A 231-nucleotide genomic window follows, 5' to 3' on the forward strand; every position below is an offset into this window, starting at 1 on the left:
GACCTTCCTGCGGGTCTCGGTGCGACGTCGGTCACCCCGCCGAACGATCTTCGAGCCGCTCCGCTCGACGCGGCCGACCGGCAGCTGGTCCGGCTGCTCCAGGAGGACGGCCGGGTCGCCAACAACGCGCTCCCCGCCGCCGTGGGGATCGCGCCGTCGACCTGCCTGGCGCGGGCCCGGGCCCTGCGGCGGGCCGGCGTCATCCGCGGGTTCCACGCGGACGTCGACCCC

The 231-nt window shown here is 77.1% G+C and carries 1 protein-coding gene; it reads left to right on the forward strand.

Going from position 1 to position 231, the window contains the following annotated elements; genetic code table 11:
* Positions 1 to 231 (forward strand): Lrp/AsnC family transcriptional regulator (locus KVT14_RS22870; RefSeq protein ID WP_254631403.1); only part of this gene is annotated, 231 nt, incomplete at both ends.

Origin of the sequence: Cellulomonas sp. GbtcB1, assembly GCF_019091725.1 — a bacterium.
Classification (GTDB): domain Bacteria; phylum Actinomycetota; class Actinomycetes; order Actinomycetales; family Cellulomonadaceae; genus Cellulomonas.